The sequence below is a fragment of the Ruegeria sp. CJ3 genome (assembly GCF_056536725.1).
On record NZ_JBQFQE010000003.1, the window covers coordinates 290,190 to 316,451 of the forward strand.

25 protein-coding genes are annotated in these 26,262 nt (G+C 62.0%); 8 read left to right on the forward strand and 17 right to left on the reverse strand.

Going from position 1 to position 26,262, the window contains the following annotated elements; genetic code table 11:
• Positions 1-66 precede the first annotated feature (66 nt).
• A complete protein-coding gene (gene pncA / locus ACR0J1_RS07205) occupies positions 67-660 on the forward strand; it encodes a bifunctional nicotinamidase/pyrazinamidase (RefSeq protein ID WP_480731782.1) in 594 nt (197 codons plus the stop codon).
• Here the strand turns inward: pncA and ACR0J1_RS07210 are convergent.
• Entirely contained in the window at positions 657-1,187 is a 531-nt protein-coding gene (locus ACR0J1_RS07210; RefSeq protein ID WP_480731784.1) for a hypothetical protein, read from the reverse strand. The two genes, pncA and ACR0J1_RS07210, sit on opposite strands and share 4 nt — an antisense overlap.
• 164 nt (positions 1,188-1,351) lie before the next feature.
• Between ACR0J1_RS07210 and pncB the strand changes: the two genes are divergently transcribed.
• Complete coding sequence (gene pncB, locus ACR0J1_RS07215; protein WP_480731786.1) at positions 1,352-2,644, forward strand: nicotinate phosphoribosyltransferase; 1,293 nt, start codon at positions 1,352-1,354, stop codon at positions 2,642-2,644.
• Here the strand turns inward: pncB and ACR0J1_RS07220 are convergent.
• From ACR0J1_RS07220 to ACR0J1_RS07240, 5 genes are read right to left on the reverse strand one after another with little or no spacing between them, the layout of a single operon-like run.
• Positions 2,641-4,092 carry an aldehyde dehydrogenase family protein gene (locus ACR0J1_RS07220; RefSeq protein ID WP_480731788.1) on the reverse strand — a complete coding sequence of 484 codons (1,452 nt, stop codon included), beginning with the start codon at positions 4,090-4,092 and terminating at the stop codon, positions 2,641-2,643. The genes pncB and ACR0J1_RS07220 overlap by 4 nt on opposite strands.
• A gap of 33 nt (positions 4,093-4,125) precedes the next feature.
• On the reverse strand, positions 4,126-5,718 hold the full coding sequence (locus tag ACR0J1_RS07225; protein WP_480731790.1) for an ABC transporter ATP-binding protein: 1,593 nt from the start codon (positions 5,716-5,718) through the stop codon (positions 4,126-4,128).
• Positions 5,715-6,530 (reverse strand): ABC transporter permease, encoded by an 816-nt coding sequence (locus ACR0J1_RS07230; RefSeq protein ID WP_480731792.1) that lies wholly within the window; start codon positions 6,528-6,530, stop codon positions 5,715-5,717. Before ACR0J1_RS07230 ends, ACR0J1_RS07225 begins: the two co-directional genes overlap by 4 nt.
• Positions 6,527-7,474 (reverse strand): ABC transporter permease, encoded by a 948-nt coding sequence (locus ACR0J1_RS07235; protein WP_480731794.1) that lies wholly within the window; start codon positions 7,472-7,474, stop codon positions 6,527-6,529. The genes ACR0J1_RS07230 and ACR0J1_RS07235 overlap by 4 nt, the downstream gene beginning before the upstream one ends.
• A 60-nt stretch (positions 7,475-7,534) precedes the next feature.
• Positions 7,535-9,022: an ABC transporter substrate-binding protein gene (locus tag ACR0J1_RS07240; protein WP_480731795.1), complete on the reverse strand. Its 1,488-nt coding sequence runs from the start codon at positions 9,020-9,022 to the stop codon at positions 7,535-7,537.
• Between the two features lie 171 nt (positions 9,023-9,193).
• Between ACR0J1_RS07240 and panB the strand changes: the two genes are divergently transcribed.
• The 3 genes from panB (at position 9,194) to glpK (ending at position 12,418) form a co-directional block, all read left to right on the forward strand.
• The gene (gene panB, locus ACR0J1_RS07245; protein WP_480731797.1) at positions 9,194-10,033 is read left to right on the forward strand and encodes a 3-methyl-2-oxobutanoate hydroxymethyltransferase; all 840 of its coding nucleotides are present in this window, start codon (positions 9,194-9,196) and stop codon (positions 10,031-10,033) included.
• Complete coding sequence (gene panC, locus ACR0J1_RS07250; RefSeq protein ID WP_480731799.1) at positions 10,030-10,872, forward strand: pantoate--beta-alanine ligase; 843 nt, start codon at positions 10,030-10,032, stop codon at positions 10,870-10,872. Before panB ends, panC begins: the two co-directional genes overlap by 4 nt.
• Positions 10,873-10,939: 67 nt before the next feature.
• Positions 10,940-12,418 (forward strand): glycerol kinase GlpK, encoded by a 1,479-nt coding sequence (gene glpK / locus ACR0J1_RS07255; RefSeq protein ID WP_480731801.1) that lies wholly within the window; start codon positions 10,940-10,942, stop codon positions 12,416-12,418.
• Positions 12,419-12,431: 13 nt separating this feature from the next.
• Here glpK and smpB read toward each other — a convergent pair whose 3' ends face one another.
• From smpB to ACR0J1_RS07305, 10 genes are all read right to left on the reverse strand, one after another.
• On the reverse strand, positions 12,432-12,908 hold the full coding sequence (smpB, locus tag ACR0J1_RS07260; RefSeq protein ID WP_480731803.1) for an SsrA-binding protein SmpB: 477 nt from the start codon (positions 12,906-12,908) through the stop codon (positions 12,432-12,434).
• Positions 12,909-12,952: 44 nt separating this feature from the next.
• A complete protein-coding gene (idi, locus tag ACR0J1_RS07265) occupies positions 12,953-13,495 on the reverse strand; it encodes an isopentenyl-diphosphate Delta-isomerase (protein WP_480731805.1) in 543 nt (180 codons plus the stop codon).
• Positions 13,496-13,644: 149 nt separating this feature from the next.
• A complete protein-coding gene (locus ACR0J1_RS07270; protein WP_480731807.1) occupies positions 13,645-14,058 on the reverse strand; it encodes a c-type cytochrome in 414 nt (137 codons plus the stop codon).
• Between the two features lie 114 nt (positions 14,059-14,172).
• A complete protein-coding gene (locus ACR0J1_RS07275; protein WP_480731809.1) occupies positions 14,173-15,186 on the reverse strand; it encodes a P1 family peptidase in 1,014 nt (337 codons plus the stop codon).
• A gap of 81 nt (positions 15,187-15,267) precedes the next feature.
• Positions 15,268-16,014, reverse strand: a complete 747-nt coding sequence (locus tag ACR0J1_RS07280; RefSeq protein ID WP_480731811.1) for an SDR family oxidoreductase — start codon at positions 16,012-16,014, stop codon at positions 15,268-15,270.
• Positions 16,015-16,069: 55 nt separating this feature from the next.
• Positions 16,070-16,489 carry an alternative ribosome rescue aminoacyl-tRNA hydrolase ArfB gene (gene arfB, locus ACR0J1_RS07285; RefSeq protein WP_480731813.1) on the reverse strand — a complete coding sequence of 140 codons (420 nt, stop codon included), beginning with the start codon at positions 16,487-16,489 and terminating at the stop codon, positions 16,070-16,072.
• 263 nt (positions 16,490-16,752) lie between these two features.
• On the reverse strand, positions 16,753-17,400 hold the full coding sequence (locus tag ACR0J1_RS07290) for a queuosine precursor transporter (RefSeq protein ID WP_480731814.1): 648 nt from the start codon (positions 17,398-17,400) through the stop codon (positions 16,753-16,755).
• A gap of 91 nt (positions 17,401-17,491) precedes the next feature.
• The gene (locus ACR0J1_RS07295; RefSeq protein WP_480731816.1) at positions 17,492-18,373 is read right to left on the reverse strand and encodes an esterase-like activity of phytase family protein; all 882 of its coding nucleotides are present in this window, start codon (positions 18,371-18,373) and stop codon (positions 17,492-17,494) included.
• Positions 18,346-19,209 (reverse strand): penicillin-insensitive murein endopeptidase, encoded by an 864-nt coding sequence (gene mepA, locus ACR0J1_RS07300; protein WP_480731818.1) that lies wholly within the window; start codon positions 19,207-19,209, stop codon positions 18,346-18,348. The genes ACR0J1_RS07295 and mepA overlap by 28 nt, the downstream gene beginning before the upstream one ends.
• Positions 19,206-20,774 (reverse strand): MFS transporter, encoded by a 1,569-nt coding sequence (locus ACR0J1_RS07305; protein ID WP_480731820.1) that lies wholly within the window; start codon positions 20,772-20,774, stop codon positions 19,206-19,208. Before ACR0J1_RS07305 ends, mepA begins: the two co-directional genes overlap by 4 nt.
• On the opposite strand from ACR0J1_RS07305, the gene ACR0J1_RS07310 reads away from it, so the two are divergent.
• The 3 genes from ACR0J1_RS07310 to yaaA all read left to right on the forward strand — a co-directional run bounded on the left by ACR0J1_RS07310 (position 20,701) and on the right by yaaA (position 23,910).
• Positions 20,701-20,988: a YggT family protein gene (locus tag ACR0J1_RS07310; protein ID WP_117871642.1), complete on the forward strand. Its 288-nt coding sequence runs from the start codon at positions 20,701-20,703 to the stop codon at positions 20,986-20,988. The two genes, ACR0J1_RS07305 and ACR0J1_RS07310, sit on opposite strands and share 74 nt — an antisense overlap.
• Positions 20,989-21,066: 78 nt before the next feature.
• The gene (recQ, locus tag ACR0J1_RS07315; RefSeq protein ID WP_480731822.1) at positions 21,067-23,106 is read left to right on the forward strand and encodes a DNA helicase RecQ; all 2,040 of its coding nucleotides are present in this window, start codon (positions 21,067-21,069) and stop codon (positions 23,104-23,106) included.
• A gap of 33 nt (positions 23,107-23,139) precedes the next feature.
• A complete protein-coding gene (yaaA, locus tag ACR0J1_RS07320) occupies positions 23,140-23,910 on the forward strand; it encodes a peroxide stress protein YaaA (protein ID WP_480731824.1) in 771 nt (256 codons plus the stop codon).
• Between the two features lie 119 nt (positions 23,911-24,029).
• Here the strand turns inward: yaaA and ACR0J1_RS07325 are convergent, their stop codons facing one another.
• Positions 24,030-26,243, reverse strand: coding sequence for a response regulator (locus tag ACR0J1_RS07325; RefSeq protein ID WP_480731826.1), 2,214 nt, complete (start codon positions 26,241-26,243; stop codon positions 24,030-24,032).
• Between the last annotated feature and the right edge of the window lie 19 nt (positions 26,244-26,262).

Below are 26,262 nucleotides of genomic sequence, written 5' to 3' on the forward strand. Positions count from 1 at the left end.
TGGCAAGAGATCGCATTGACGGCCCCCGCCCCACGCCATACCGATAAGGCAACTGAAGGAGGCCCCATGTCCCACGCCCTGCTTGTCATCGATGTCCAGAACGATTTCTGCCCCGGCGGCGCGCTGGCCGTGCCCGGAGGGGACGAGATTGTCGCCCCGATCAACGCGCTGATGCAGGATTTCGACGCGGTGATCCTGACGCAAGACTGGCACCCGGCGGGGCATTCCTCATTTGCCAGCGCCCATCCGGGCAAAGCCCCGTTCGACATGACCCAGATGCCCTATGGCCCGCAGGTTCTGTGGCCCGATCATTGTGTTCAGGGCAGTCAGGGTGCCGCATTCCATCCCGATCTGCGCACCGATGGCGACTTGATCATCCGCAAGGGCTTTCGCCCTGCCATCGACAGCTATTCGGCGTTTTTTGAGAACGATCAGACCACCCCAACCGGCCTGAAGGGCTATCTTCAGACGCGCGGAATCGAGCGACTGACGCTGGTCGGGCTGGCGACGGATTTCTGTGTGCATTTCTCGGCGGTGGATGCGGCGCGGCTGGGCTTTGATGTCAGCGTACGCACCGATCTGTGTCGCGCCATCGACATGGACGGATCGCTGGAGGCCGCCAACGCGGCGATGCGCGCCGCTGGCGTTACGTTGGTTTAGGGCGCGGCCCCTCTTTCAGCCAGATATTTCAGGATCACGAACACGATCACTGCCAGACCCAGCGCAAAACCGATGCGCCCCGGGACCGAGCGGCGCTCAGGCGGCTTGGCAACGGGCCGTGGCGGCCGCAACGGCCGCGGCTGTTCCTTGGCCGGGGCGGCGCCCGGCTTTGCCTCCCGAACATGGTTCAGAAACTGGTGAAAATCGAACTCGCCGCTATATTCACCCTGCACCCCCATGTTGCGGATATTCGCAAACAACCGTTTTAGAATCAGATCGCGATCCACCATATCCTCGGGTGAATAATATCCACGCGCGGTATCCCCCTCGCGCGCGTCCAGACTGAACCCAGATTCCAGAAAAATCCTGCGTATCTTCGGCGAGGCCGCCCGCAGCGCATCCGCAGTTTTCACATCCCGAAACAGCGCCCGCACCGGAGGCCGCCCCGTCACCGCAGAATGACCATGTTCCGGATCATGCTGATCCGGCGCAACCGCCACTATGTCAAAATCGTACTCGAGCCCCATTCACTACATTCAACCTTCGCTACCATCCCACCCCCTCACTAAAACGTGAGGGATACTCATAATATGCCCGCAATGTGACTTGTCATGGGCATTGTTACCAATTCCGCGACTCTTGCCAATCAGCGCGCCGATTGATCTAACAACGGAAATCGCAGGAGGTCCCCATGGTCGACATCGCGACGCGGGTCTACAATCATAAATGGAAAATTGACCCGATTATCCGGTCACTTATCGATACAGACTTCTACAAACTGCTGATGTGTCAGTCAGTGTTTCGCAATAAGCCCCAAACAGACGTGGTTTTTTCACTGATCAACCGGTCGAATCACGTGCCATTGGCGAAATTGATCGACGAAGGCGAGCTGCGCGAGCAGTTGGATCACATCCGCTCGCTCAGCCTCAGCCGGGGGGAAAGCACGTGGCTCAGGGGCAATACGTTCTATGGAAAAAGGCAGATGTTCCGCCCCGATTTCATGGAATGGTTCGAGAATCTGCGCCTGCCGCCCTATCATCTGGAACGCAAAGGCGACCAGTATGAACTGACCTTTGAAGGCAAATGGCACGAGGTCATGCTTTGGGAAATCCCGGCGCTTGCGGTGTTGATGGAGCTGCGCTCACGCGCGGTTCTGAACGACATGCGCCGGTTCGAGCTGCAGGTGCTCTATGCCCGCGCGATGACCCGGGTGTGGGAGAAGATTGCCCAGCTGCGCCAGATCGACGGGCTGGGCATCGCGGATTTCGGTACCCGGCGGCGGCATTCCTTCCTGTGGCAGGATTGGTGTGTGCAGGCGATGATCGAAGGGCTGGGCCCGGCCTTCACCGGCACCTCCAACTGCCTGATCGCCATGCGGCGCGAGGTTGAGGCCATCGGCACCAACGCGCACGAACTGCCCATGGTCTATTCCGCACTGGCTGAAGACGACGACGCGCTGGCGCAGGCTCCGTACGATGTTCTCAGCGACTGGCATGACGAACATGATGGCAACCTGCGCATCATCCTGCCTGACACATACGGCACGCAAGGTTTCCTGGACCGCGCGCCGGATTGGCTGGCTGGCTGGACCGGTATTCGCATCGACAGCGGCGACCCCGCCGCCGGGGCTGAGATCGCCATCGCGTGGTGGAAATCGCGCGGTGAGGACCCCAGACAGAAGCGTATCATTTTTTCGGACGGGTTGGACGTGGACAAAATCCGCGAGTTGCACGCCCAGTTCGCGGGGCGGGTCAATGTCTCGTTCGGTTGGGGCACACTGCTGACCAATGACTTCCGCGGGTTGGTGCCCGATGAGGCGCTAGCTCCGTTTTCGCTGGTGTGTAAGGCGGTCTCGGCCAATGGCCGTCCGACGGTGAAGCTGTCGGACAACCCGGAAAAGGCGATGGGCCCGGCGGATCAGATCGCGCGGTACAAGCAGGTGTTTGGCGTTGGCGCACAAGAGGCGATCGAGGTGATCGTCTAGCCGTGATAGGCGGCCACCGTTTTCAGTTGCGAAAAACCATACAGCGCCTCGAACCCCTTTTCGCGGCCATGGCCGGATTTGCCGACGCCGCCAAACGGCAGCTCAACCCCGCCCCCCGCACCATAGTTGTTAATGAACACCTGCCCCGAGTGCAGCGCCTTGGCCAACCGCATCTGCCGCGCGCCATCGCGGGTCCAGATGCTGGCAACTAGGCCATATTCGGTCGAGTTGGCTATTGTTAGAGCCTGTTCTTCGGTGTCAAACGGGATCAGCACCTGCACCGGGCCAAAGATTTCATCCCGCGCGAGGACGTGATCGGGCGGCACGTCGGCAAACAATGTGGGCCGCACATAGGCTCCGTTTCCGGGCGCATCCTCAACGATCTGCCCCTGCCCGGCGATGGTCAGGTCGCGGCCTTTGTCCAGAAAGCCGCTCACAATCTGCCGCTGCCGGTCCGAAATCAGCGGCCCCACGCGCAAATCCTGCATCGCCGGTCCAACGGTCAGTTGCGCATAGGCCTCGGCCATGCGGGATTTGACCTGCTCATAGACTCCGCGCTGCACCAGAATCCGGGACGATGCCGAGCAGGTCTGGCCCGCATTCTGGATGCCCGCATTCACCAGGAACGGCAGGGCGGCGTCCAGATCGGCGTCGTCGAACACCAGTTGCGGAGATTTCCCGCCCAGCTCCAGCGTCACGGGCACCACATTGCGCCCCGCCGCCTGCTGCACCAAAGCGCCGGTGGCAACTGAACCGGTGAAAGAGATATGGTTTACGCCCGGATGCCCCGACAGCGCCGCGCCCGCCTCTGCCCCCAGACCGGGCACCACGTTCAACGCACCCGCCGGCAAACCGGCCTCGACCGCTAGATGCGCAAAGGCCAGCGCGGTCAGGCAGGCCTCTTCGGCGGGTTTCAGCACGCAGGCATTGCCCATCGCCAGCGCCGCCCCAACCGAGCGGCCAATGATCTGCATCGGATAATTCCACGGCACGATATGGCCCGTCACCCCATGCGGTTCCCGCAGGGTATAGACGGTGTAGCCCTCTAAATAAGGGATCGTCTGTCCCATCACCTTGTCCGCCGCACCGCCGTAAAACTCGCAATACCGCGCCAGTGCGACCGCATCGGCCCGCGCCTGCGTGAGCGGCTTGCCCACATCCATCGCCTCCAGCCGGGCCAGATCGTCAATCCGACCCGCCACCAGTTGACCCAGCCGGGTCAGGATGCGCCCGCGCTCGGTCGCGGTCATGCGACCCCAGGCTCCGTCGCGGGCGGCCTGAGCGGCCTGGACTGCGGCGTCGATATCGGGGGGTATGCCGCGGGCGATGCGGCAGATTTCTGTTCCATCCGACGGATCCGTCAAGGGCAGGGTTCCGGCGGAGGCCGGCGCGGACCATGTGCCGCCGATCAGACACAGGCCGGGGTCAAACCAGATTTCGTCTCTCATGCGGGCTCCTAATTTAGGGTCTAATTCGGGAAATCATGCCGCCCCGATCCGGGGCAAGACCGGAGCGGCGGCGATCAGGTTTTGGGTATAGGGGTGCTGCGGATCGGTAAAAACGGCCTCGGTTGCGCCTTGTTCCACGATCCGCCCGGCGCGCATCACCATGACGCGGTCGGTGATGGTGCGCACCACGCTCAGGTCATGGCTGATGAACAGATAGGTCAGATCATAGGTGGCGCACAGCTCGGCCAGCAGATCGAGAATCTGCGCCCGGACCGAAACATCCAGCGCCGAGACCGCCTCGTCAAACAGGATCAGTTCGGGGCGGATGATCAGGGCGCGGGCGATGGCGATACGCTGCCGTTGGCCGCCCGAGAATTCGTGGATGTACTTGTTCGCATCGTCGGGGCCGAGGCCGACGGCGATCAGCATTTCGGCGATCCGGTCCTGCCGTTCGGACCCGATGGGCGGCTTATCCAGCAGGTGAAACGGTTCGGTGATCAGGCGGGCGACGCGGTGGCGGGGGTTGAAGCTGCCGAACGGGTCCTGGAACACAACCTGCATCTTGCGGCGCACCGCCAGATTGGGCGTGTGGCCCGAGAAAACCGGCTGACCGTCCAGCTGGATCTGGCCAGCCTGCACGTCTTCCAACCCCAGAATTGCCCGCGTTAGGGTCGATTTACCACAGCCGGACTCTCCGACCAGACCCAGACGTTCTCCCTTGTTCAGAGTAAAGCTGACCCCGTCCACGGCGCGGTGGTGACCCGGTCGGGCGAACAGCCCGGTGCGGGGCAGACGGTATGCGCGCACCACATCCTCAACCTGCAGCAGCGGGCGCGGCTGCGTCGGGTCTGGCAGGGCGACCTGATGGTCCGACGCCTTGAACAGCATCCGGGTATAGGGGTGCTGCATGTGGCGCAGCAGATGGTCGGTGGCGCCGGTCTCGACCACTTCGCCCCGGCGCATCACAACGATCTGATCGGCCATATCCGCAACCACCGCCAGATCATGGGTGATCATCAGCAGGCCCATGCCGTATTCCGTCACCAGCCCCTTGAGCAGGTCCAGAATCTGCGCCTGCGTGGTGACGTCCAGCGCGGTTGTCGGCTCGTCCGCGATCAGCAAGCGGGGGCGCAGGGCGATGGCCATGGCGATCACCACCCGCTGACGCTGCCCGCCCGACAACTCGTGCGGATAGCGAGACAGGGGGAAGCGGTCTGGGGGTAGGCCGACCCGGGTCAGGACCTCTTGCGCGCGCTGACGCGCGGCGGGGGCGGGCATGGCCTTGTGGATCAGGATGGTTTCGGTCACCTGATCGCCGATGGTCTTGACCGGGTTCAGGGCCGTCATCGGTTCCTGAAACACCATGCCCACCGAGGCCCCACGCAGGGCGCACATCTGCGACTCGGACGCGGCCAGCAGGTCCTGCCCGTCCAACCGTACCGCGCCCTGTGTCTGCGCCCCGTTGGGCAGCAGCTGCATCACCGCCAGCGCGGTCATCGACTTGCCGGAGCCGCTTTCCCCCGTGACGGCGACGATCTGGCCGGGTGCGATGGACAGGCTGACCCGGCTCAGGATCGGCGCGCCGTGGATCGTCAGCGACAGGTCTTCGATCTGCAGCAAGCTCATGCGCGGGCCACCCGAATGCGGGGATCCAGCCAGTCGCGCAACCCATCGCCCAACAGGTTCAGGCCCAGCACCGTGACAATGATCGCAAACCCCGGAATCAGAGCCAAATGCGGGGCAAAACTGACCATTGTCTGCGCGTCGGCCAGCATCCTGCCCCAGCTGGGCGTCGGAGGCTGCGCGCCGAGGCCGACATAGGACAGGCCAGCCTCGGCCAGTATCCCCAACGAGAACTGGATGGTGCCTTGCACGATCAGCAGATTGGCGACATTGGGCAGGATATGTTCCGCCGAAATCCGCGCCGCGCCCTTGCCTGCGACACGGGCGGCAAGGATGAACTCACGCTCCCACAGAGACAGCGCGGCGCCCCGGGTGATGCGGGCGAAGACCGGGATGTTGAAGATGCCGATGGCGATGATGGCGTTTATGGCGCCTGCCCCGAAAACGGCGGTGATCAGGATGGCAATGACCAACGAGGGGAAGGCAAAGACCAGATCATTGCCGCGCATGATGACCTCGTCCAGCCACGACCCCTTGCGCGCGGCAGCGGTCAGGCCCAGCGGTACGCCGATGCCGATACCGATCCCCACCGCGACCAGCGCCACAGCGATAGACGTCCGCGCGCCGACCATGATCATCGAGAACATATCGCGCCCGAAATGATCCGTGCCGAACCAGTGCTGTGCATTGGGCGGCTGCAGCTTGGCGGGGATGTTCAACGCCGCATGATCGTAGGGCGTCCAGACAAAGGACACCAGCGCCGCAAGCAGCACCAGCGACGACAGCGCCGCGCCCAGGATCAGGTTGCGGCTCATGTCCGGCCCCTCAACCTAGGGTCGACGGCAGCATAGGCGAGATCGACAAGGAAATTCACAGTGATCACCGCAAAGACCAGCAACATCACCACCGATTCCACTACGATCAGGTCACGGGCCGAGATGGCCTGAAACACCAGTCGCCCGAGACCGGGCAGGTAGAACACCTGCTCGATGATGATCGCCCCGGCCAGCAGGAAGGAAAACTGCAAACCGATGATGGTCAGCACCGGGATCAGCGCGTTGCGCACCCCATGCCGCCACAGTGCCTGACGGCGGGTCAGACCCTTGGCGCGGGCGGTGCGCATGAAATCCTCGCCCAAAATATCCAGCAACGATGACCGCATCACCCGCGCCAGAATCGCGGCCTGCGGCAGGGCCAGCGCGATAGCGGGCAGGGTCAGGGAATGCAGGCCGGTCCAAAGGCCATTGTCCCAGCCCGCGAACCCGCCGGCGTTGAACCAACGCAGGTTGATGGCAAAGATCAGCACCAGCATCATGGCGAACCAGAAATTCGGCACTGCGATGCCCAGCTGGGTGGCCCCCATCACGGCCACATCCCCCGGTTTGCCCCGGCGTGCGGCAGCATAGATCCCGGCGGGCAAGGCAATCAGCGTCGATAATGTCAGCGCATACAGCGCCAGCGGTAGCGACACCCACAGCCGGTCGCTGATCATCTGCGCCACCGGCGTACGATAGGTGTAGGAGGTGCCGAAATCCCCAACCAGCATCCCCGAAACCCAGTTCAGATAGCGCTGTGTCTTGGGCACATCCAACCCCAGCTCGGCCCGCAGCGCGGCCAGCGTGTCGGGCTGCGCATTCACCCCCAGCATGAACGAGGCCGGATCGCCGGGTGCAACCTCGATCACCGCGAAAATCACCACCGAGGCAACCGCGAGGCTGACAAGCAATGATATCAAACGTTTGAGGGCGTAACGAAGCATCAAAGCCACGTTAGGGATGCGCGTGGGGCGGGTCCAGCGTTAAGACCCGCCCAATCGGGCCTATTCGCTCCAGCTGATCGCGGTCAGGTCGATGGCAGCCGTTGGCGCGTTTTCCCACAGGCCCTGCACCCCGGCGCGGGCGACCCCCAGCTTGGCCAGCTGGAACAGGTAGCCGTTGACATAATCGTTCGAGATCAGCCGCTGCGCCTCGCCCATCAGGCGGGCGCGCTCGTCCGGGTCGGTGGTGGAATTCAGCGTGTCCATCAGCGCCTGAAAATCGGTGCTGTCATATTGGAAGTAATAATCAGGCCGGGCGTAGATGCCGATATCCATAGGCTCGGTATGGCTGACGATGGTCAGGCCGAACTCTTTGCCCTTGAACACCGATTCCAGCCATTGCGCCCATTCGACATTGATGATCTCGGCGGTGATGCCGACCTCGGCCAGTTGCGCGGCAATGATCTCACCACCACGGCGGGCGTAAGAGGGCGGCGGCAGGTGCAGCGTGGTCTCGAACCCGTCGGCGAACCCGGCCTCGGCCAGCAGCGCGCGGGCCTTGTCGGGGTCATATGCGGATTGGCCGGTCAGATCGACATAGGCCGGGTTATGCGGTGCGAAATGCGTGCCAATAGGGGTGCCATAGCCGAACATCGCACCATCGACGATGGCCTGCCGGTCAATTGCGTGGGCCAGCGCTTGCCGCACGCGGATATCGTCGAACGGGGCCTGTTTGTTGTTGGTGGACAGGATCGTCTCGCCTTCGGTCGAGCCGACAAGCACCTGAAAGCGCGGATCGGCCTCGAACTGGGGCAGGTTTTCCGGCGCGGGGAAATTGTCGAACACATCGACATCCTCGGCCATCATGGCGGCGAAGGCAGCTGTCGGGTCCGAGATGAATTTGAACGTCGCAGTCTCTAAACTGGGCTGATCGCCCCAATAGTCGGGATTACGGTTCAGGGTGATGCTGTCGCCCTGAACCCAGTCGCCAAAGGTATAAGCCCCGGTGCCCACCGGGTTGGTCTTGATAGTCTCGATGCTTTCGGGCGCGACAATCACGGCATCGCCCCAGGCCAGGTTAAACAGGAAATTGCCGTTGGGTTCCGCCAGCGTGACCTTGACGGTCAGCGGGTCCACGACCTCGACGCTTTCGATCCCGGCAAACAGCGCCTTTTGCGCGTTGGCACTGTCTTCGGCGCGGGCGCGGTCGAGGCTGAACTTGACGTCCTCAGCATCCATGGTGCTGCCGTCGTGGAAGGTAACGCCATCCTGCAACGTGAAGGTATAGACCTTTCCATCGTCCGAGATTTCCCAGCTTTCGGCCAGGGCGGGCACCACAGACCCATCGCCCATGAACCGGGTCAGGCCTTCGAAGATGTTGGTGTAGACCACCGAATCAATCGCCTGAGCTGCGGCGCTGGTGGGGTCCAGATGCGGCGGTTCAAGCTGCATGGCGATGGTGATGTCGGATTTGGCCAGCGCCGGGCCGCCAATCAGCCCTGCAACAACTGCCAGAACCGACGCAAAGGACCGAAACGTCTGCTGTGTCATGTAAATCTCTCCCCGCTGATGATGCGTGGCCCGTTGTTTTTTGGGCCATTCGAGGACCAATGTCCCTTTAAACCCAAGGTCAATCAAGGAAATGTTCGCGCAACCGGGGTTCCTCAGACCTGTTTCGATCTGTTATGCCGCGCTGCAACATGACCCCCGCAAGGACCAAGCATGAGCGCCACAGCCCGCAAAACAGCCCCCAACGCCCAGGACATCCGCGCCCGCAAAGGCGGTGCTCCGCTGGTTTCGCTGACCGCCTATACCACGCCGATGGCCCGGCTGATGGACGCCCATTGCGACTTTGTTCTGGTCGGGGACAGCGTCGGCATGGTGCTGCACGGGCTGACCTCGACGTTGGGCGTGACGATGGAAATGATGATCCTGCACGGTCAAGCCGTCGCCCGCGGGCTGGAGCGTGCGATGATGGTCATCGACATGCCCTTTGCCAGCTATGAGCACGACCAAGCGCAGGCCTTCCGCAACGCGGCCCGGCTGATGTCAGAAACCGGCGCGGGCGCAGTCAAGCTGGAAGGCGGCGTTGAGATGGCCGAGACCATCCGCTTTCTCGTCAATCGCGGCATCCCGGTGATGGCCCATATCGGCCTGACGCCGCAATCGATCAACACGCTGGGTGGCTACAAGGTGCAGGGCCGCGATGAACAGGCCGAGACCGTGCTGGCCGACGCCCGCGCGGTGGCTGAGGCGGGTGCGTTTTCGGTCGTGTTAGAGAAGATTCCGCAAGGCTTGGCTGACCGGATCACGCGTGAGGTTTCGATCCCAACCATCGGTATCGGTGCATCAGTAGGATGCGACGGCCAGATTCTGGTGGTCGACGACATGCTGGGCTTTTTCACCGCGTTCAAACCGAAATTCGTCAAACGCTATGCCGATCTCGGGCCGCAGGCCGAAGCGGCCATCGCGGAATACGCGGCAGAGGTCCGTACCCGCAGCTTCCCGGCTGATGAGCATGTTTTTGCAGATCAGGCCCCTGCCAAAGGCAGCAAGTCATGAGCGCGCCGATCCTGCGCAAGCTGGCCGATCTGCGCGCGCTGACCGCCGACTGGCATCGGGGCGGTGCCTCGATCGGTGTGGTCCCAACCATGGGGGCCCTGCATCAGGGGCACCTGTCGCTGGTCGAGGCAGCCAAAGCGGGCACGGATCGCGTCATCGTCACGATCTTTGTGAACCCCAAGCAGTTCAACAACCCCGAAGATCTGGCCAGTTACCCCCGCACCGAACATGACGATGCCGAAAAACTGGCCCCCTATCAGGTCGACGCGATCTATGTTCCCGACCCGGATGAGATCTACCCGCAGGGCTTCGCCACCACCGTCTCGGTCGCCGGGCTGACCGATGTGATGGAGGGCGAATTCCGCCCCGGCCATTTCGACGGCGTGGCCACGGTTGTGGCCAAGCTGTTCCTGCAGTCGCAGGCGGATCGAGCCTATTTCGGCGAAAAAGACTATCAGCAGCTGATGGTCGTGCGGCGCATGGCGCGCGATCTGGACATCCCCATCGAAGTGATCGGTTGTCCCACCGTGCGCGAGCCTTCCGGGCTGGCGATGTCGTCGCGCAATCAGAGGCTCTCGGCCGAGGGGTTGCGGATTGCCGCCGAAAAGCACCACATCATGCGCACGCTGGCCGAATCTCTGGCAAATGGGGCCGGTTTCAAGGCGCTGGCCGCGCAGGCGCGCATCGATCTGCTGGCCGCCGGTTTTGCGGATGTTGAGTATATCCAACTGCGCTGCGCCGACACGTTAGAGCCACTGACCCATGCAGATCGTCCCGCGCGGCTGTTCGTGGCGGCCTGGGCCGACGGGGTTCGGCTGATCGACAACATTCCGGCCTGAACACTCTGGCCCCGGCGCCACTGTTTGCGCTAAAGTCCCGCAAAACCAATGCAGGAGCAGTGCGGGCATGACCTATATTCTGGCCATTGATCAGGGCACGACCTCGTCGCGTGCCATTCTGTTTGACGCGCAGATGCAACGTGTCGGCACGGCGCAGCAAGAGTTTCCGCAGCATTTCCCGCAGGAAGGCTGGGTCGAACACGACCCCGAGGATATCTGGAACAGCGTTCTGCATGTCTGCCGCGAGGTGATCAAGACAACCGGCGTCTCTGTTGATCAGATCGCCGGGATCGGCATCACCAACCAGCGTGAAACCACTGTGATCTGGGACCGCGTCACCGGCCAGCCCATTCACAACGCGATTGTCTGGCAGGACCGCCGCACCGCCGAGATTTGCGCCCGTTACAAACAGGCGGGCTGCGAGGATGACGTGACCGCGCAAACGGGGCTGCTGCTGGATCCGTATTTCTCGGGCACCAAGGTCAAATGGTTGCTGGATACCGTCCCCGGGGCCCGCGACCGCGCCGCCGCCGGAGAATTGCTGTTCGGCACCATCGACACCTTCCTGATCTGGCGCCTGACCGAGGGCCGGGTCCACGCCACCGATGCCACCAACGCCGCCCGCACCCTGCTGTTCGACATCCACAAAGGTGAATGGAGCGCCGAGATCTGCGACCTGATGGACGTCCCCATGACCCTGCTGCCGAAGGTGCAGGATTGCGCGTCAGACTTTGGGAATACGACCCTGTTTGAGGGGAATATCCCCATTCTGGGCGTCGCGGGCGATCAACAGGCGGCCACCATCGGGCAGGCCTGTTTCAAGCCGGGGATGATGAAATCGACCTATGGGACCGGCTGTTTTGCCTTGCTGAACACCGGGGCCCAGCCGGTGATCTCGCAAAACCGTCTGCTGACCACGATTGCCTATCAGTTGGACGGGAAGCGCAGCTATGCGCTTGAAGGCTCGATCTTCATTGCCGGGGCTGCGGTGCAGTGGCTGCGGGACGCGCTGCAGATCATCGCATCAGCCCCCGAAAGCGGAGAGCTGGCGCAACAGGCTGACCCCAATCAGCACGTCGTGCTGGTGCCCGCCTTCACCGGTCTTGGCGCGCCCTATTGGCAGCCAGATTGCCGGGGGGCCGTGTTTGGCCTGACGCGCAACTCGGGCCGGGCGGAATTCGCCAAGGCGACGCTCGAAAGTATCGCCTTCCAGACCCGCGATCTGTGGCACGCCATGCAGGGCGATTGGGGGGCCGAGACCGATGTCACCCTGCGCGTGGATGGCGGGGCCAGCGCGTCGGACTGGGCGATGCAGGGGCTGGCCGATTATCTGGGCGCGGCGGTCGATCGCCCCGTGATGCAGGAGACCACGGCTTTGGGGGCTGCGTGGCTGGCCGGGATGAAAGCCGGCATCTACCCCGATCAGGCCGGTTTTGCAGCAACCTGGGATCTGGACCGCCGGTTCGAGCCGGAAATGACCCAGACAGAGCGCGACGCCGCTTATGCCCGCTGGCAGCGGGCGGTTCAGGCAGCGATGGCGTTCTGAGGCAGAGGAAGGATCAGCTGTGATCTTTCATCAGGCGCTGCTTTTGGCGTGACCAATCGCGCTTGGCCTGCGTCTCGCGCTTGTCGTGCAGCTTCTTGCCCTTGGCGATGCCGATCTTTAGCTTGGCCCGACCCTTGTGGTTGAAATACAGCACCAGCGGCACCAACGTCATGCCCTTGCGCTGAGTTGCATTCCACAGGGTCGACAATTCCTTGCGTGACACCAGCAGCTTGCGGCGGCGGCGTTCGTCATGTTTGAACACCTTCGCCTGTTCATAGGGCGCGATATAGCTGTTGATCAGCCACAGCTCTCCGCCATCGACCGAAGCATAGCTTTCAGCGATGTTCGACCCGCCCGCGCGCAGAGACTTGACCTCGGACCCTTCCAGCACGATGCCGCACTCGATATCGTCTTCGATCGCGTAATCGAAGCGCGCGCGCCGATTTTCGGCGATCACCTTGTAATTCGGGTCTGTCTTCTGCTTGGCCATGGGGCGTTGATTTAGGCCGCTTCGGCGCCCCATGCAAGACGGGGTCAGGACTTGGCCGAAATAATCAGGTCCGGGCCAAAGATCGTGTCGGCGTGATTATGCAGGTAAATCTTCAGCCACGGCGTAAAGCGTGTCGGGTGACGCTGCACCTCGGCCAGCAGATCGTGGTAGTCGATCCAGCGAATCTCCATCACTTCGTCCGGATTAGGCTCGATTTTCAATGACCCGCGCACATGGGCGAGGAAGACGTCGACCACCTCATTCTCGACCAGCCCGTTGCCGACATCCGCGTGATATTCCAGCCGGTGCCGGTATTCGGGATAGAGCCCGGTAATTCCCAACTCTTCGCGCAGACGCCGTACCGCGCAAGCCGAAGCGCTTTCGTTCCAGTCCGGATGGGTGCAGCAGGTATTCGCCCATAGGCCCGGCGTGTGATATTTGCCCAGCGCCCTACGCTGCAGCAAAATCTCGGTACCGCGAACCAGAAAGACCGAAACCGCCTTGTGTTTCAGGCCCTTTTCATGCGCCTCCAGCTTGTCGACCGGGGCCAGTTCGCCCTCGACCCAGGCCGGGATCATGATGCCCATCTGTCGTCTCCTGTTGTCGCTGGACCGTCTGGGTCCGCACCTTGCTGCCGTGATCCCAGAGTGGCGTTGATGCAGGTTCGGATCAATCGCACGAAAGGCCGCAGGGACTGCGGCCTTTTGCACCTGACAACAGGGTTTGCCTGCGGGTGTTATTCGCCCGAGACGCTTACGATATAGGCATAGACGTCCTCGCCACCCTTCTTCAGCTTGAAGGTCATCTTGGATTTGGCGGCGGTGTCATCCAGATAGGTTTTCAGGAAGGCCTTGGGGTCCTGCGCATATTCCACGAATGTGGTTTCATCCCAGACCAGACCGTTCTCACCGGCTGCCACGATGCTGTCGCCGTATTTGAACCCTTCGACGGTTCCCGCGGTGCGGCCAGCGATTCCATAAAGGTTCGGGCCGGTCTTGCCGCCCTTGACGATGACCTCACCGGCGGGATCGGCGATCATGTGGCAGGATTTGCATTTGTTGAAGGCTTTCTTGCCCGCTTCTGCGTCACCTTCGGCATAGGCAGGAAGGGCCAGCAGGCCGGCAATTGCGGTGGCGAGGATACGATTCATAGCTTTTTGCTCCGATACGAATTGGCTGCGCCGAATGGACCGTCGCCGCAGCAGAGAGTCAACGCGCAGATTGCCGCGCGAGGGCACTGTGTCACAGACCTGTTCCGGTCGTCCTTAACTTATGTCATGGACCTGCGACCAGCAGGGCAACAGGTCGCCGGGCGCCGGGGTGGCCAGAAAGATAGCGCGGGCGATCGCCCGAGCAAGGCAGATCGATGCGGCATGACCGATCATCGCCATCGCGCCGGGATCGGCGGTGCGCCCGCCTGTGCTGACCCCGAAGACAAGATCTCCGTCCCCCGGCGTGTGGGCGGGAACGATGGCCCGGGCGATGCCGTCATGGGCCGCCATGGCCAGGCGCTGACATTGCGGCTTGGACAGGGCGGCGTCGGTTGCAACTATGGCGATGGTGGTGTTGGTGCGATCCGGCGGGGCCGGATGCATGGCCTGCGCCTTGCGGCTGGGCTGTACATGACCAAGGTTCGACGCTGGGTCAGGTCCAAGACCGCCGAACTCGGCATCAATCTCGAACGGCGCCGCCCAGAAATGGCGGTCGCCGGGGGTAGTCACGCTGCCCAGAGGGTTGGCCGCGACCAGAGCACCCACCGTGATGCCATCGTCCAGCACCAGCGAGGCCGAGCCCAAACCGCCCTTGTGCATCGCAGCCAAGGCTCCGGTGCCCGCCCCGGCGGTGCCCAATTCAAACTGTTGTGCGGCCGCCAGATAGGCCGCCTTGCCCAGCGCGCGGTAGGGATTGTCGGCCCAAGACTTGTCGCCACCATTGAGAAGGTCGAACAGGATCGCACCCGGCACGATGGGAACGATGGCCGGGCCCACCTGAAACCCGCGCCCGTCGGCTCGCAGCGCATCCGAGACGCCGGAACAGGCGTCGAGCCCAAAGGCCGAGCCACCCGAGAGGGCAATGGCGTCCACCCGGTCGACCGATTTATCGGGGGCCAACAGGTCGGTTTCACGCGTTCCGGGCGCACCGCCCATCACATGCACCGAGGCGGCAAAGGGCTGGTCTGCGGTCAGGACGGTGGTGCCGGATTTGAGCCCATCATCCTGTGCGTTGCCGACCTTGAGGCCGGGGATATCGGTGATCAGGTTTCGCGGTCCGGGGGTCATGTCGGTCTTTGGCGTTGGCGGGGGAGCGCGCTGGCGCGCGCTGCCTCCGGCGGGGATATTTTTGGCCAGATGAAGGATGGATCAGATACAGCGGCCACCGTCCACCTCTAGGGCTGTGCCGGTGATCATGCTGGCTTCGTCCGAGCACAGGAACAGGGCGGCGTTGGCCATGTCTTCGGGGGTGGAGAAGCGGCCCAGCGGGATGGTCGACAGGAATTTGGCCCGGATTTCGGGGGTGTCCTCGCCCATGAAGGATTTGAGCAGCGGGGTTTCGCCCGCCACCGGGCAGATGGCGTTGACCCGGACACCCGAGGGGGCGAGTTCGACGGCCATGGTTTTTGTCGCCGTGATCATCCAGCCTTTGGAGGCGTTATACCAGTTGAGATTGGGGCGCGGCGACAGGCCCGCCGTGGAGGCCACGTTCAGGATCGCACCTGCGCCGCGCGCTTTCATGTGGGGGACAAAGGCGCGGGCGGTCAGGTAGACGGATTTCATGTTCACGGTAAAGACGCGGTCGAAATCGTCCTCGCTGACGTCTTCCAGCGGGGTCGGCAGATGGGTGACGCCCGCGTTGTTGACCAGAATGTCGAGTTGGCCATAGGCGGCATAGGCTGCGTCGGCCATCGCCTGAACCGAGGCCCTGTCGCCCACATCCACCTGCTGCGCGATGGCGTTCGAGCCCAACTGAGCGGCCATATCCTGCGCGGCGTCGCCGTTGATATCAGCAATCATCACGCTGGCCCCTTCGGTCAGGAATTTCTGCGCGATACCTGCCCCGAAACCAGACGCACCGCCGGTGACGATTGCGGTTTTGCCCTCTAACCTCATGATCTTGCTCTCCCTTGCCGGGGTCAGACTAGCAAGGCCGCGCAAAGTTACCAGATTATTCTTCCGAGACTTTGCCCCGCAGCGCCTTGACGTCTCCGCGCGCCTTTTTCGCCGCAAGCCGCCGTTTGACGGATCCATAGGTCGGCTTGGTCGCGATCCTGCGCTTGGGTTTGACCAATGCACGGGTGATCAATTCGGCCAGACGGGCACGAGCGATCTCGCGGTTGCGGGCCTGAGACCGGGTTTCCTCGCATTGTATGATGATCGCGCCGTCCTTGGTCCAGCGGCGACCGGCCAGACGTTTCAGCCGCGATTTCACCGGGTCGGGCAAGGAGGGTGAGCGCGCGGCTTCGAACCGCAGTTCGACGGCAGTCGAAACCTTGTTCACATTCTGCCCGCCGGGGCCGGACGACCGCACGAAGCTTTCCGTCATTTCCCAGTCTTGCAGGGCGATATCGTCGGTGATGTGCAACATAGGCGCGACCTTAACCGGCGTGGGTAGAAACAAAAAGGGCCGCCCCGGCGGGACGGCCCTTCGAAAGTTCAGGAGGTCGGGTCGGTTAGATCAATCGACCAGCCAGAGCGAGTGCTCCGCCAAGGGCTGCCCTAGCAGGCGATCCCCCCGGTTGTTCCGACACCTCTCTCCAATCTCTTTCTCGACACTGGATCACCTCCTTTTCTATCTGTTGCGGTTGAGAAGGATGGTGACACAAGATGCGCCATTCTCAAAGAACTTTTTTATGCGGGCTGTACGGCCGTCAAACGGGCGACAATGACCTTGAAGGGGATCAGGGCGATGAGCGCCAGCGACAGTTTCACCAGCCAGTCTGCAAATGCCAGTGTCACCCACAGCGGTACCATCGGGCCAGACAGCATAAACGGCACCGGCTCCCACGCCCAGTTGATCGCGGCATCGGCGTTTGCGCCGAAGAAGGTGACCGAGGCCGAGAAGGCCAGCGTGAAGAAGATCGCGGTATCCAGTGCCGAGCCGACCAGTGTCGAGACCAGCGGCGCGCGCCACCAGCGGCCCCCGCGCAGCGAATTGAACACGGTCACGTCCGTCAGTTGCGCGATTAGGAAGGCAGTGCCGGATGCCACGGCGATGCGCAGCGGCACGGCGGCATAGGTGAAGCCGTCGCCCTGCAGCATGATCTGGCTGCCGATCAGCGAACAGATGATGCCGGTGATGAAACCTGCAAACACCACCTTGCGGGCGGTGGCCACGCCATAGACGCGGTTCATGATGTCGGTGACCAGAAAGGCCAGCGGATAGGTGAAGGCACCCCAGGTCAACAGCCCGTCAAAGATCAGGAATTGGACCAAGATGTTCGAGGCCACGACGATGGCGGCCATGGCAAGAATGCCGGGAATAAAGCTGCGTTGCATGTTTTGATGCCCGTTTTGACAAGGTAGCGGCGACTTGGCCAAGGGATCGTCCCAAGGCAGGCCGTGCGTTTAGACCTTTGGCCGCGCCCTGTCAATCGGGCAGCAGATATTCCACCAGTTCGGTCCGTTGCAGGGTCAGGAAGTTGTCGTCCGAGATCATGGTGGCCCGCAAACGGCCCTGATCGTCGCGCCAAACCGACAGGCCTTCGAGGTTGTCATGGGTGCCGGTTGTGGTCTCGAACAGGGTTTCTTCGGCATGGGGGGCGTCGTCGGCGATCTGCCAGCGGCGCAGGCGGGATCGGAAACCGGTCACCGACACCGCGCGTTCCAGCAGATAAAACCGCCCATCTGGGCCGAAATCAGCCGAAACAGGTCGGAAACTGCCACGCGGCGGCAGCACGAAAGGGGTCGACCAGCGGGTGCCGTCCCAGCGATAGACCGGGATGGCGCCCTGTCTGGTCCGGTTTTCCTCGGGCAGCGTATACACGCGCCCTGCAGCATCGATGGCTAGTGCTTCGAGGGATCCGTTGCCGTCAAGCTGACGGAATTCGCGGGGCCTTGGCAGAACACGGGCCCGGTCCCCGGGGGCGGCGTAGCGTGCTACCCGGTGGACGCCCTCGAACGAAATGTAGATGCCGCCGTCAGGGGCAACCGCGATTCCTTCGGAATCCCCCACGTAGCCCGGTAGCCGACGGCCTTGGCTGGACAAAACGGGCCAATGCCCCTGCACCTGCACGCCCGAGACCTGATCATCACGATCAATACGGGCCTGAACAAGCACCGCGCGGTCGCTCAGCACGATCATCTGCCGGCCATTCTCCGAGATATGGAGGGCGGAGAAGCCGCCAAACCAGTCAGCGGGGTGGTGCCAGGTGAAACTGCTCAGATGCGTCGCGGGCCTGCGGTCGACAGCGCCCGCAGAACCAGCCAGCAGCAGCGCCGCGATCAGTTGGACTGCAAAACGGCAGTGCATTGCTGCGGCAGGTCAGCCAGACGATATTCGCTGCGTTTCTTCGGTGGCGGCGCGTTCGGATCCGGTGGCGGCGGGTTGAGGATATTCTTCACCCATTGCTGCGCCTCTGCACAGCCATCACCTTTGGGCGGCGCATCCTGATTGACGCATCCGCGCGACCCTTTGGGACACTTCAGACGGACATGGAAATGATAGTGATGCCCCCACCATGGCCTGATTTTGCGCAGGTAAGCACGGTTGCCGGTCTCATCATTGCACATCTGCACCTTGGCACCGGGAAAGACAAAAATCCGCGCCACACGCTTGTCCTTGGCCGCTTCGCGCAGCACAGCATGGTGTTGCTTGGTCCAATTGCCGTTCACGTAGGCCCCATTGGCGCGACGCAGGGAAATGGACGAGATATTTTCGCGCGCCTTGCGGGAAAGACGCATATTGTCGCCCGGCAGCATCCAGATATCGATATCAAGCCCCAGTTGGTGCGAACGATGACCCGAGGTCATCGGCCCGCCCCGCGGTTGGCTGATATCTCCGATATAGAGACCATTCCATCCGGGCTGTTTCGCCGCGAACCGGCTAAGGTCCTGCACGTAATCGATCGCCTGCGGATGCCCCCAGTTGCGGTTGCGTGACAGGCGCATGGCCTGCCATGTGGGTCCCGTCTCAGGCAGTTGCACCGACCCGGCGGCGCAACCGCGCGAATAACTGCCGAACGCGGCTGATTTTTGCTGCGACCCTGCCTTTTGCGCCCCGAACAGTTGCTTGGCCAGGGGCTGAGCCGTGGCTGTACCAGCCAGTGTCATTGCGGCCAGAACGGCCAAAAAACGTAATATAATCATCTGCTCTGATCCCCTTCCGGTTTCACCCAGCGCATCAGGAATAGGCCCAGAATAAACAACAGAATGATCGGTGACACCCCCAGCCGTGCGCTGCCGGTGGCCGCGGTCGCGATGCCGATCAGCATCGGCGCTGCAAAAGCGGTAGCCCGGCCCGACAGGCCGTAAAGGCCAAAGCTTTCGACCGGGGTCGCGGGATCGGTATGGCGCACCATCATCGAGCGACTGCAGGATTGCAGGATACCGCCCATCCCGCCGATCAGAACGCCGCAGCCGAAGAATACCAAATCCGACAGGCTCGACCCCGCCGGCAGCGACAGGCCAAAGACCTGCGTTCGGTCCATCGACACCACGGTGATGCAAACAAAGATCAGCACCCAGATCGACACCAGAATGACCGGTTTAGGGCCGAATTTTCGATCCAGCTTGCCTCCGACCCATGCAAAGACGGCCGAGGCCAGAACGCTGACAATCCCGAACACGCCGATCTTGATCAGATCCCATTCCAGCACCAGTCGCGCATAGACTCCGCCGAAACTGTAAAGCCCGTTCAGCGCGTCGCGGTAGAACATGGACGAGCCCAGATAGCTGGCCAGACTGACTCGGTGGCGCAGCGCAGCCACGGATTTACCGAGCAGCCGCAACGCCTCACCCACGCTGCCCTGTTTCTGGGTGTCCGGGTCATCGCGCACCCAAAGGAAATAGGGCACCATGAACAGCACGAACCAGCCCGCCGTGAACGGCCCGACAAAGCGCGTACCCTCTTGCGCGGCCGCATCCAGCCCAAAGATCGGCGCGATCCCGATCAGCGTCTTGCCATTGGGCTGTTCGACAAACAGCGTCAGCATGATCGCCAGTGAAATCAGCCCGCCGAAATAGCCAAAGGCAAAGCCCGAGCCCGAAATCTCACCCACTTCGCTGTCATCCCCAAGGTCAGGCAGCTGAGAATTGATGAAGATCAGCGCATATTCCGCACCCACAAAGCCCAGACCAAAGGCCGATAGCATCAGCCACATATTCGAGCCGTCGGGCAGCGTGTACCACAGTGCGGCTGAGCCCACCGCGTACATGACCGAAAAGCCAAAAATCCAGGGAATGCGCCGCCCCGATACATCCGCCATCGCCCCCAGAAACGGCGCGCCAAAGGCAATGATCAGCCCGGTGATGGTCAGGCAGTTCGCCCAGACCGTTTGCGCCTGCGCGGCGGCGGTTTCAGTGTCTAACCCGGTATTTGCATAGTATTGCGCCGCCACCCCGGCGAAATAGGGGCCAAAGACAAACGTCACCAGCAGAGTATGAAACGGCTGACTGGCCCAGTCGAAGAACCACCAGCCCCAAATACGCTTGCGCTTGGAAATCTCTGCCATCTCTGCCCCTGTTTTTGTTGCCTTCATAAGACGGAGCTTTGAGCAGTTTCGCAAGCGCTGAGTGCGCCGCTCTTGCTCTTTGCCGCCCCGGCGCTTAGGTCTCAGCCAACAAAGATACGGAGTGCCCATGCTGTCGCTGATCCAAATCCTGCTGCTGATCCTGGACATTGTCTGGTTCATCATCCTTGCCCATGTGATCATGAGCTGGCTGATCAATTTTCAGGTGCTGAACCTGCATCAGCAACTCGTGGCGCAAATCTGGTACGGGTTGAACCGCATATTAGAGCCTATCTATGGCCCGATCCGCCGCATCCTGCCCAATATGGGCGGGCTGGATCTGACACCTCTGGTGGTGCTGATTGGGGTCTATGCACTGCGGATCATCCTGATCAACAATGCGGTCTATTTCTACTGACCACTTGTTCACCAAATCTTAGTATGTGATGGTTCTGTCTTAAGAGCAGATAAACCTTAATACAGGGCCTTCCGACGCATGTTCGACTCCGCACCCTTGTTGCGAGACGTCTTTGGATTCGACGCCTTCCGGCCCGGGCAGGAAGAGATTGTCGATGCCGTGACGGCGGGTGAAAACGTGTTGGCAATCATGCCCACGGGCGGCGGGAAATCCCTTTGCTTTCAACTGCCTGCGCTACTGCGCGACGGGGTGACGGTAGTGATCTCTCCGCTGATCGCCCTGATGCGCGATCAGGTGCGGGGGCTGCAGGAGGCCGGGGTTGAGGCCGGGGCTCTGACCTCCGGCAACACGCCCGAAGAAACCGATGCGGTGTGGGAGGCGTTGGAGGCCGGGCGGTTGAAACTGCTTTACATGGCCCCCGAACGTCTGGCTGCCGGGTCGGCCTTGGGTATGCTGCGGCGGATCAATGTTAGCCTGATCGCCGTCGATGAGGCGCATTGCGTCAGCCAATGGGGCCATGATTTTCGCCCCGACTACCTGCGGATCGGAGAGCTGCGGCGCGCGCTGAACGTGCCTCTGGCCGCGTTCACCGCGACGGCAGACGGCGAAACGCAGGACGAGATAGTCGAGAAACTGTTCGACGGCTCAGCACCGCGCAAGTTCCTACGCGGATTTGACAGGCCCAACATTCATCTGGCCTTTGCCGCCAAGGACGGGCCACGCAAACAGATCCTCGATTTCGCCGCCGCCCGCAAAGGTCAATCCGGCATCGTCTATTGCGGCACCCGCAACAAGACCGAGGTGCTGGCGCAGGCGCTACGCGCTGAGGGTCATTCTGCCTGCCACTATCACGGCGGCATGGACCCCGAGGATCGCCGCATCGTCGAAACCCGCTTTGCGCGCGAGGATGGCCTGATCGTGGTCGCCACTGTGGCCTTTGGCATGGGCATCGACAAACCAGATATCCGCTGGGTCGCTCATGCGGATCTGCCGAAATCGATCGAGGCTTATTATCAGGAAATCGGACGCGCCGGGCGCGATGGCGGACCCGCAGAAACGCTGACCCTGTTTGGACCGGACGATATCCGTTTGCGACGCTCTCAGATTGACGAAGGCCTCGCCCCGCCGGAACGGCGCATGGCCGATCATGCGCGCCTGAATGCCTTGCTCGGTTTGGCCGAAGCGTTGGTCTGCCGCCGTCAGACGCTGTTGGGATATTTTGGCGAGCAGACCGAGCCTTGTGGCAAATGCGATCTGTGCGATACCCCACCCGAGGTGTTCGACGGAACCACGCCCGTCCGCATGGCGCTTTCCGCGATCCTGCGCACCGAGGAATGGTTTGGTGCAGGACACCTGATCGACATCCTGTTGGCCAATGAAACTGACAAAGTGCGCGCGCGTCGTCATGATGCCTTGTCCACATGGGGCATCGGCAAGGACTGGTCGCGCCCGCAATGGCAGGCGATTTTCCGGCAGATGATGGGCCACGATCTGGTCCGTCCCGACCCTGACCGCCACGGTGCGCTGCGCATGACCGAAGCCGCGAAGCCGATCCTGAAAGGCGAGGCCCAGATCAACCTGCGCAAGGATACGATCCGCAAAGCCACCCGCCGCCCTGCGGTGAAGGCGATGGTCGCCGAAGAAGATGCGCCGCTGCTGTCTGCGCTCAAAGCTAAACGCCGCGCGCTGGCGGAATCCGCCCGCGTTCCGGCCTATGTCATCTTCCCCGACCGTACCCTGATCGAAATGGCCGAGAAACGCCCGATGACATTGGACGACATGGCCCGGATCGGCGGCGTGGGCGCGAAGAAACTGGAACGCTATGGCGATACCTTCCTTGAGGTGATCGCCGGAGAGGCCGAGGCCTTGCACCCCGCCCGCCGCAAGCTGGCCGGGCGCGAACAGGGTGACATCTATGATCAGTTGCTGGCCGTTCAGAACGACCTGGCGCGCGGACCGGAAGGGATCGACAAACCGCTGACCTGCTCGGCGTCGCTGTTGGCAAAGGTCGCACAACTGCGTCCCGACGACCCGCGTAGGATGGAACAGGTGCTGGGTGATCAGCGTCACGAAAGGTTTGGCGCCGCCTTTCTGGACGTGCTGCGGCAAGCGGGCTAGATACCGCTTATCAGGCAAGGAACGAGGGCGGATATGCTGGTAGTGATTTCCCCGGCCAAAAGGCTGGACTGGGTCGAGCGCGACGTTGATGTTACGCAACCCAATTTTCAGGATGACGCGATCCGGCTGTCGAAAACCGCCCGCAACCTGACGCTCGGTGATCTGAAAAAGCTGATGGATCTGAGTGACGATCTGGCGCGCCTGAACCGCGACCGGTATCGCGCTTTCTCGGATGCGCCCGAGGCCGAGGCCACACGTCCCGCCGCACTGGCCTTTGCGGGTGACACCTATCAGGGGCTTGAGGCGGCTTCGCTGGATGCGGACGAAATGGCGTGGGCGCAGGATCATCTGCGTATTTTATCGGGGCTGTATGGCGTGCTGCGCCCGCTGGATGCAATTCAGCCCTATCGGCTGGAGATGGGAAGCAGACTTAAGACCCGCCGTGGCAAGAACCTGTATGAATATTGGCGCGATCAGCTGAGCAAGGCGCTGAATGCGCAGGCCGAAGAGGTCGGCTCGGACATTTTGGTCAATTGCGCCAGCCAGGAATATTTCGGCGCGGTTGATCCCAAAGCGCTGAAACTGCGAGTGATCACGCCGGTGTTCATGGAAGACAAGGGCGGCACCCCGAAGATCGTGAGTTTCTTTGCCAAGAAAGCACGCGGCGCGATGGCGCGCTATGTCATTCAGCGCCGATTGACCGACCCTTCGGGTTTGCTGGAGTTTGACACCGGGGGCTATGCCTATCGTCCTGATCTGTCTGAGAGCGATAAGCCGGTGTTTGTGCGCCCCTATAGCGCATAGACGCGGTCAACCTTGTTAGTTTTGGCGAGGGCCGGAGCGAGGGGCCAGCCCCTCGCACTCCCCGGGATATTTTTGGCCAGATGAAGCGGGGGACCACGGATAGTCCTTCGGGCTTTGGGTTAGCTGGTGGTTTCCGTGGATTCCATGATCGGGTAGGTGCCATCCGGGTGGTGATCTTGGATCATCTGATGGATCAGGGTTTTGTGCAGTGGTTTGGTCAGGTAGTGATCAAGGCCCGCGGCCAGAATGCTCTGGTCGTCTCCGGCCATAGCGTGCGCGGTCAGGGCCACGATTGGGACACGGCGGTTGGTTCCGATTTCGCGGCGGCGGATTTCGGTGGTTGCCTCTTTCCCGTCCATCTTGGGCATTGAGATATCCATGAAGATCAGATCAGGGTCGAACTCGGCACTGAGTTTGACCGCTTCGAGCCCGTTAGAGACGAATCTGAGGTCGATGTTCAGGTCTTTTGTCATCTTCTTCAGGATCAGTTGGTTGGTCCGGTTGTCCTCGGCGGCGAGAACGCGCATCAGCCTTTGATCCTGCGGGGCCTGTTGCGGTTGCTTTATGCCGGATTCCGGAGGGGCTTCGCGCGTGGGTTTGAAAGCCGGAGCACCCAAAGCGGTCAGGCGAGAGTAAAGCTCGGCCCTTGGGATGGGTTTTTGCAACACACCTTCAATCAGGTGCCGGGCCGGATCGGCGTGGATGACACCGGGATTGGCGGACATCACCACGATCGGCACATCGCCCCAGCCCTTGTCTCGCAGGGTGGTGGCCAATTCCAGCCCGTCCATGTCCGGCAGGTCGTGATCGCACAGGATCATGTCGACGGTATTATCCACCTGCGTCAGCGCTTCGGCCCCCGTGGCGCAGACCGAGACGCGCGCGCCAAGGCGCCCCAGTTGCTTGGTCAGGATGGCGCGATTCACCGCCAGATCCTCGACCACCAGAACGTGGCGCAACTTCCCGTCCAGATCGGGCGGGGAGGGTTGAGGGCCCCCGGCTGTGGGCAGAGTGATGCGGAACCCGAAGCACGAGCCTTTCCCGGCCTCGCTTTCAACCCAGACGCTGCCGCCCATGATGGTGATCAGGCGTTTGGTGATAGCCAGGCCCAGACCGGTGCCTTCGAATTGGCGGTTCTGGGCGTCTTCGACCTGATTGAATTCCCCAAAGATATGGGCAACCTTGTCGGCCTCGATACCGATGCCAGTGTCCTCGATGGCCACATGGATATCGCAGATTTGCGTGGTTGCATCGGGCACGCCGGTGACGCGGATCAGCACATGGCCCGTCGTGGTGAATTTGACCGCATTACCCACCAGATTGGTCAGAATCTGACGTATCCGCCCTGGATCGCCGACAAACAGCGTGGGCAGGAACAGGTCGTAATCCACCAGCAGGGTCAGCCCCTTATCGCGGACACTGGGCTGCAGCAGCATCGCCACCTCAAGGATGCAGCGTTCGAGATCGAATTGCTCGGGGTGCAGGGTCAGCTTGTCGGCCTCGATCTTGGAATAATCCAGGACGTCGTTGATGATGACCAGCAGCGCCTCGCCCGAGTTGCGGATCGTGTTGACGTAGAGCCGTTGTTCCTCGTTCATCGGGGTCTCGGTCAGCAGTTCGGTCATGCCAACAATGCCGTTCATCGGCGTGCGTATCTCGTGGCTCATGTTGGCGAGGAAGGCGGATTTGGCGCGGTTGGCGGCCTCGGCCCGTTCGCGAGCGGCGTTCAGTTCAGCCTCGTGCCTGACCGAGGCGGTGATGTTCAGCGCCAGGCTCAGCACATCGCCGCCATGGCCACGCTGGTCGATCAAGCGTATATACTGGCCGTTCCAAAGCTGGATCACCTCGGGCTCGGGGTGCGGCTGCGCCCAGCGGTCCAGCATGCGGGCCTGCCAGCATTCGATCGCCTCGGCACCGATATCAACGATCCCTTCATGTGTCAGAATTTCGAGAATGCGGGGATAAGTGATACCGGGCGCGACCTCTTCCAGCCCGTCAAACACGCTCAGATACGCGGCATTGGCCCCGATCAGCGCGTTGCTGCCATCGAAAAAGGCAAACCCGTCGGGGATGGTCTGAATCGAGTGCCACAGGCGGCGTTCCGCCACCTCGATCTTGGCGTTCGCCACGGTCAGGTCGGATTTCACCTTTTCGTTCTCGACACGCACCGTTGCGACCTCGGCCTGCGTTTCATCGATCTGACGGGTCAGGGCGATGGCGTGGCGGCCCAGTTTGCGATTGGCCGCCGACAACTCGGCCTGTTTTTGTTGCAACAGGCGTTCAGCGGCCAGACGCGCGCGCCGTTCCTGTGCCAGTTTTTCCGCAAGACTCATGAGACTTTCCGCACTGCTT